6 protein-coding genes and 1 other RNA gene are annotated in these 5,750 nt (G+C 60.2%); 4 read left to right on the forward strand and 3 right to left on the reverse strand.

Annotated elements, in window-relative coordinates; translation table 11 throughout:
• Both ENZ74_RS19410 and ENZ74_RS19415 read left to right on the forward strand, forming a co-directional pair.
• Positions 1–718 (forward strand): MFS transporter (locus tag ENZ74_RS19410; protein ID WP_127312929.1); only part of this gene is annotated, 718 nt, incomplete at its 5' end.
• Positions 719–1,015: 297 nt separating this feature from the next.
• A complete protein-coding gene (locus ENZ74_RS19415; protein ID WP_063168283.1) occupies positions 1,016–2,800 on the forward strand; it encodes an acetolactate synthase 3 large subunit in 1,785 nt (594 codons plus the stop codon).
• Between the two features lie 64 nt (positions 2,801–2,864).
• Here the strand turns inward: ENZ74_RS19415 and ENZ74_RS19420 are convergent, their stop codons facing one another.
• Both ENZ74_RS19420 and ssrA read right to left on the reverse strand, forming a co-directional pair.
• Positions 2,865–3,416 (reverse strand): AAA family ATPase, encoded by a 552-nt coding sequence (locus tag ENZ74_RS19420; RefSeq protein ID WP_199489657.1) that lies wholly within the window; start codon positions 3,414–3,416, stop codon positions 2,865–2,867.
• An 86-nt stretch (positions 3,417–3,502) separates the two neighbouring features.
• Positions 3,503–3,862: a transfer-messenger RNA gene (gene ssrA / locus ENZ74_RS19425) on the reverse strand.
• A gap of 170 nt (positions 3,863–4,032) precedes the next feature.
• On the opposite strand from ssrA, the gene ENZ74_RS19430 reads away from it, so the two are divergent.
• Together ENZ74_RS19430 and ENZ74_RS19435 are read left to right on the forward strand one after the other, a co-directional pair.
• Entirely contained in the window at positions 4,033–4,344 is a 312-nt protein-coding gene (locus tag ENZ74_RS19430; RefSeq protein WP_013531020.1) for a DUF2853 family protein, read from the forward strand.
• Between the two features lie 160 nt (positions 4,345–4,504).
• Entirely contained in the window at positions 4,505–5,299 is a 795-nt protein-coding gene (locus tag ENZ74_RS19435; protein ID WP_024501420.1) for a thymidylate synthase, read from the forward strand.
• A gap of 11 nt (positions 5,300–5,310) precedes the next feature.
• Here the strand turns inward: ENZ74_RS19435 and ENZ74_RS19440 are convergent, their stop codons facing one another.
• Positions 5,311–5,520 (reverse strand): molybdopterin-binding protein, encoded by a 210-nt coding sequence (locus ENZ74_RS19440; RefSeq protein WP_024501417.1) that lies wholly within the window; start codon positions 5,518–5,520, stop codon positions 5,311–5,313.
• Between the last annotated feature and the right edge of the window lie 230 nt (positions 5,521–5,750).

Below are 5,750 nucleotides of genomic sequence, written 5' to 3' on the forward strand. Positions count from 1 at the left end.
GTTCTGGACGGTGACGGGCGCGGCTCTGCTGGCCACCATCCTTCTGGCGACCTCGCTCAAGGAGACGCGGCCGGTGGAAGATCGCGCCGGGTCCTCCTTCGGCACCGCGCTGTCGGCCTACCGCTTCCTGATGGGCGACCGTAACTTCCTCGGCCTCACGGCGATTGCCGGCTTCGGCATTGCCAGCTTCTTCGTCTATCTGTCGAGCTCGTCGTTCATCCTGATCGACCATTACGGCCTGTCGCCTTCGGTCTACAGCGTGTTCTTCTCGATCAACGCGGTCGCCTTCATCGGCATGTCGCAGATGACGGGGCTGCTGGCCGAGCGCTTCGGCCTGAGGCGCGTGGTGCGCGTTGCGGTGACCGGCTATGCCACGACGATGGTGGTGCTGTTCGCGGTGATGGCGACGGGCATCGACCGGCTCGACGTGATGGCGGCGCTGCTGTTCGTCGGCTACGGCTTCCTTGGTCTGGTCATTCCGACCACGTCGGTGCTGGCCATGGAAGAGCATGGCCAGATTGCCGGCACGGCGTCAGCGCTGATGGGCACGCTGCATTTCGCCATCGGCGCACTGGCCATGGGTGTTGCCGGCGTGTTCTTCGACGGTACGCCGCTGCCGATGGTGGCCGGCATCACGCTCTGCGCGGTGATTTCCTTCACGCTGGCCAAGGTCACGCTCGGCCGCTCTCGCGAGGCCGTCGAGGCGCCGGCCGAGTAGTAGACTTTCGATGAGAACGAAGGGGCCGGCTCATGCCGGCCTCTTTGCCATTGGGCGCGGACAGTTCCGTCCGAAAGGCGTTGACGACGCCCGGTTTCGGCTGTAGCAGCGATGGTCATGATGATCGCAACGGCTCTCGTGGTGGTAGGAAAGCGCATGGGCAGGATGGTGTAACCATCCGGCGATAGCCACCCATGCGCGGTAAACAGGCTCCTGACGGGGCCTTTTTTTATGCCCGAAATCCGGGCGATGCCCCGTCAATCATCCTCATCACGCAATACACCACGGATCAGAACCATGACGGGCGAGAACCCTATTCAAACCGCGAGCAAGCGCATGACAGGCGCGGAGATCGTTCTCCATGCACTCAGAGACAATGGCGTAGAGCATGTCTTCGGCTATCCTGGCGCCGCCTTGCTGCCGATCTACGACGAGATATTCCAACAGGATGACATCAAGCATATCCTCGTGCGCCATGAGCAAGGTGCGGGCCATGCCGCCGAAGGCTATGCACGGTCTACGGGCAAGGTCGGCGTCATGCTCGTCACATCCGGTCCAGGCACGACAAATGCGGTAACGCCACTGCAGGATGCGCTTATGGATTCGGTGCCGATCGTCTGCCTGACAGGACAGGTGCCGACAACGCTGATCGGCTCCGATGCCTTTCAGGAATGCGACACGGTCGGCATTACGCGGCCCTGCACCAAGCACAATTCGTTGGTCAAGGACGTCAACGAACTGGCGTCAACGATCCACAGGGCTTTTCACATCGCCAAGTCCGGACGACCGGGACCTGTCCTCGTCGACATGCCAAAGGACGTCCTGTTTGCCACCGGCGTGTACACGCCGCCCTCGGATGCTGCTGCACTGAAGAGCTGTCGGCCGACGGTGGAGAGCGACATCAACGAGATCGGCAAGGCGATAGAGTTGATGGCCAATGCCCGTCGTCCAGTCATTTATACCGGCGGTGGCATCGTCAATTCCGGCATGGAGGCATCGAGACTGCTGCGGGAGCTTGTCGAACTGACTGATTTCCCGATCACCTCGACCCTCATGGGGCTTGGCGCATATCCGGCATCCGGCAAGAACTGGCTGAAAATGGTCGGCCTGCACGGATCGTACGAAGCGAACATGGCCATGCATGAGTGCGACGTTATGCTCTGCATCGGCGCCCGCTTTGACGATCGCGTGACTTCGCGCGTGGAGGCTTTTTCACCGAGCTCAAGGAAGATCCATGTCGATATCGATCCGTCCTCGATCAACAAGACCGTCCGTGCCGACGTCGGCATTCAGGGCGATGCCGGCAAGGTGGTGGACAGCCTGGTTCGCTCATGGCGTGCGCTGCCGCAAAACCCTGACAGAAGACGCCTCGACGAATGGTGGAAACAGATCGCGCGCTGGCGCGGGCGCAACTCCTTCTCTTACGAAATGAGCAACGAGGTGATCATGCCGCAATACGCGGTCGAGCGTCTCTACGCGCTGACGAAGGATCGCGACACCTACATTACGACCGAAGTTGGCCAGCATCAGATGTGGGCGGCCCAGTTCTACGGTTTCGAAAAGCCGCGTCGCTGGATGACGTCGGGCGGCCTTGGTACGATGGGCTATGGCTTGCCGGCGGCATTGGGCGTGCAGATCGCGCACCCGGAAAGCCTTGTCATCGATATTGCCGGCGACGCATCTGTCCAGATGACGATGAAAGAGATGTCGGCGGCGGTTCAGTACAATGCGCCTATCAAGATATTCATCTTGAACAACTCTTACATGGGCATGGTTCGCCAGTGGCAGCAAATGCTTCACGGAAACCGCCTGGCGCATTCCTATTCCGAAACTTTGCCCGATTTCGTCAAACTGGCTGAAGCGTTCGGTGCGGTCGGCATACGTTGTGAGAAGCCGGCCGACCTCGATGATGCGATTCAGGAAATGATCGATGTAAACCGGCCGGTGCTCTTCGACTGCCGTGTTGCCGAACTCGCCAATTGCCTTCCGATGATCCGGACGGGCAGAGCCCATAATGAGATGCTCTTGCCCGGCGAGACCTTCGCCAGTGCAACCGATGAGATCGGCCAGGGACTGGTATAGACCCCAGAGCGGGATGCATTCGAATTGAATAGTGCATCCCGCTCGATTGCGTCCGACTTCAAGGCTACACCCCGGTTTGCGCCAGCACGAAGCGCAGCCGCGCCTCGACGGGGGCCAGCGGCAACGGAACCATCTCATAGCCCAGTTCCGTATAGACGCCGACCAGCGCATGGTGGGTACGCTCGGCCTCGTCGAGCGTATGCCTGCGCTCTTTGTCCTGCGCGAAGATCTCCGGCCAAAGCGGGGCGACGAAGACGCGCCGATGATAGCGGAAGCGCTCTGCGGCAGCGTGGGCGTGTTCGGGTATCGGCAGGCCGCTCAGGCTGAGATAGCCGAGCGTGTCCGGAACGCCTCGATCGAAAAAAACAGGACGCCCGGTCTGTTCTAGCGCAATTTGATACGAGCGCATCTCCCATGACAGCATCAACTCGGCAAACAGGGCGCGATCGTGCCAGGGCAAAGCGGGTCCGCCAATGGCGGACTGGTCGCGGATAATACCACGCCCGGCTTCGACCGAGGCGGCAAAGCCTGCCCGGCGCAGGGCTTCGATCAAGGTGGTCTTGCCGGAGCCGGGACCGCCGGTCAGCACAAAAAAGCGATCGGAATCGTTTTGCATGTTTTGTCCATGGAGAGGGAGCACGCGGCAGGGCGCGTTCGCGGCGGAACTGCCGTCGCGCATGCTGGATATCCGAGGAGGGGAGAAGTGGAGGTTTCTGTTGCCAGGTACCTCCGAACCCCGCCTAGAAGTGCGAACCTCTAGGGCTTGATTTGAAGCTATCGCACCGCTTACGCGGCGAGACGTGCTTCCGCATAGTTGTCATTTGCAACTACAGGTTTAGCCCGATGACGGTGGTACCATGCCGGGCAAAAGTACGATCTTTACACCTTCGTCGATCCTATTTCGCCCCCAGCAAAAACCGCTCTGTCGTCAACAGCGGCTTTTGGTGGAGGCGCCGGGTACCGCCCCCGGGTCCGAACGGCTTATTTCATCGCCCATTTATCGCCATAGTCGGTCAAGCCGACAAACCGAATATAGGGGGCGATCGCAGGAAATGAAAGGCCGCAATGGCACTTTGTCCCCGTGTCAAAACCGCAAGTCCGAAGGGTTGACTTGAGCGCGGTCTCAACCGAAGCTTTGCCCCGGTGAGGAGTTACCGACATAGCGCACAAGTTGCAGCAGCGCGCCACAGCCCTCATCGATCGGATCCGTGGCGCCGACGAGGGGAATTTTGATGGCCGACTATCTTGCAGACGTGAAGAAATACGATGCCTCGGCGAGTGCCGACGTGGTCGACAAAATCGTGAAGCATCTTGGCATTGCGCTTCGGAACCGCGATTCCTCGCTGGTGTCTTGCACCGATCCGAAGGAACTGGAGCGCGTCAAGGCTGGCTGGGTTGCCAAGAAGCTCGGCATATCGGACGACAGCAAGGCCGACGCTTCGATCGAGAAGGTCTGCAAGGCGATGGCCGCCGACAACACCAAGAACCGGGTTACCTTCTACTACCTGGTTGCCAAGGACCTGGGTAAACTCGGCTCCCTCTGACGGCCGCGCTTCAATTCGCCGGGCTGGCGCGGTCCATGCGCCAGCCGGTGATGTTGTTGGGGACTGACTGGCTTCGGGCATAGCTTGCGCGCTGCTTTGTGGTGTTCGATCGCCCGTCTGTCAGTTATGATGGCTGGACAACCGAATCGAGCCGGAACCGATGCGCCAGTATCTCGACCTCCTGCAGCACGTGCTGGACAACGGCGCCGACCGCGGCGACCGCACCGGCACCGGAACGCGCTCCGTCTTCGGCTACCAGATGCGTTTCGACCTGGCGCGCGGCTTTCCCGTCACCACAACCAAGAAGCTGCATCTCAAGTCGATCATCCATGAGCTTCTGTGGTTCCTGGCCGGCGACACCAACATCAAATATCTCACCGACCATGGCGTCTCGATCTGGGACGAATGGGCCGACGAGAATGGCGATCTCGGCCCGGTCTACGGCAAGCAGTGGCGTTCCTGGCCGGACGGCCATGGCGGCTCGATCGACCAGATCGCGAATCTTCTCAAGGAGATACGCAGAAATCCTCAATCGCGGCGGCTGATTGTTTCGGCATGGAACCCAGCCGAGGTGGAAGCGATGGCGCTGCCGCCCTGCCACTGCCTGTTCCAGTTCTATGTTTCGGAAGGGCGGCTTTCCTGCCAACTCTACCAGCGTTCCGCCGATATCTTCCTTGGCGTGCCGTTCAACATCGCGTCCTATGCCCTGCTGACCTTGATGGTGGCGCAGGTGACAGGGCTGAAACCCGGCGATTTCGTCCACACACTTGGCGATGCGCACCTCTACTCGAACCATTTCGAGCAAGCACGCGAACAGCTGCGGCGCACGCCGAGGACGCTGCCGACGATGTGGATCAATCCGGAGGTGAAGGACCTCTTCGCCTTCCGTTTCGAGGATTTCCGGCTGGAAAACTACGTCGCCGACGCGTCGATCAAGGCGCCGATCGCGGTCTAAGGCCGCAAATTTCAGTCGATGCCGACCATCACGTCCGAGGCTTTGACCACGGCATAGGCCTGCTTGCCCTTTTCGAGCTTGAGATCGGCGACGGCCTCGTTGGTGATCGAGGCGGTGACGATGGCGCCGCCGCCAATGTCGATCCTGACATGCGAGGTGGTGGCTCCCTTGACGATCTCGGCGATCGTTCCCTTGAGGACGTTGCGGGCGCTGATCTTCACCGGAGTTTCCTTTCCAAGGTTTCTTTTCCCGGTCTTACCAAAACAATTGGTGTCGTACAGACGCTTTCATGAGGCGCCGGGCCTTCCCTTGTTATATTCATACGGATATATCGGTCAGCAGGCTTCGAGCCGGCCGGATTTCAAACCAGGGAGAGTTTTCCATGACGCGCACAGGTTTTGGATCTAGGGCGATCGCCATTGGCGGTTTGGCTGCGGCGCTGATGGCAGTC

It is taken from the genome of Mesorhizobium sp. M7A.F.Ca.CA.002.15.2.1 (assembly GCF_003998715.1).
Lineage (GTDB): Bacteria > Pseudomonadota > Alphaproteobacteria > Rhizobiales > Rhizobiaceae > Mesorhizobium > Mesorhizobium ciceri.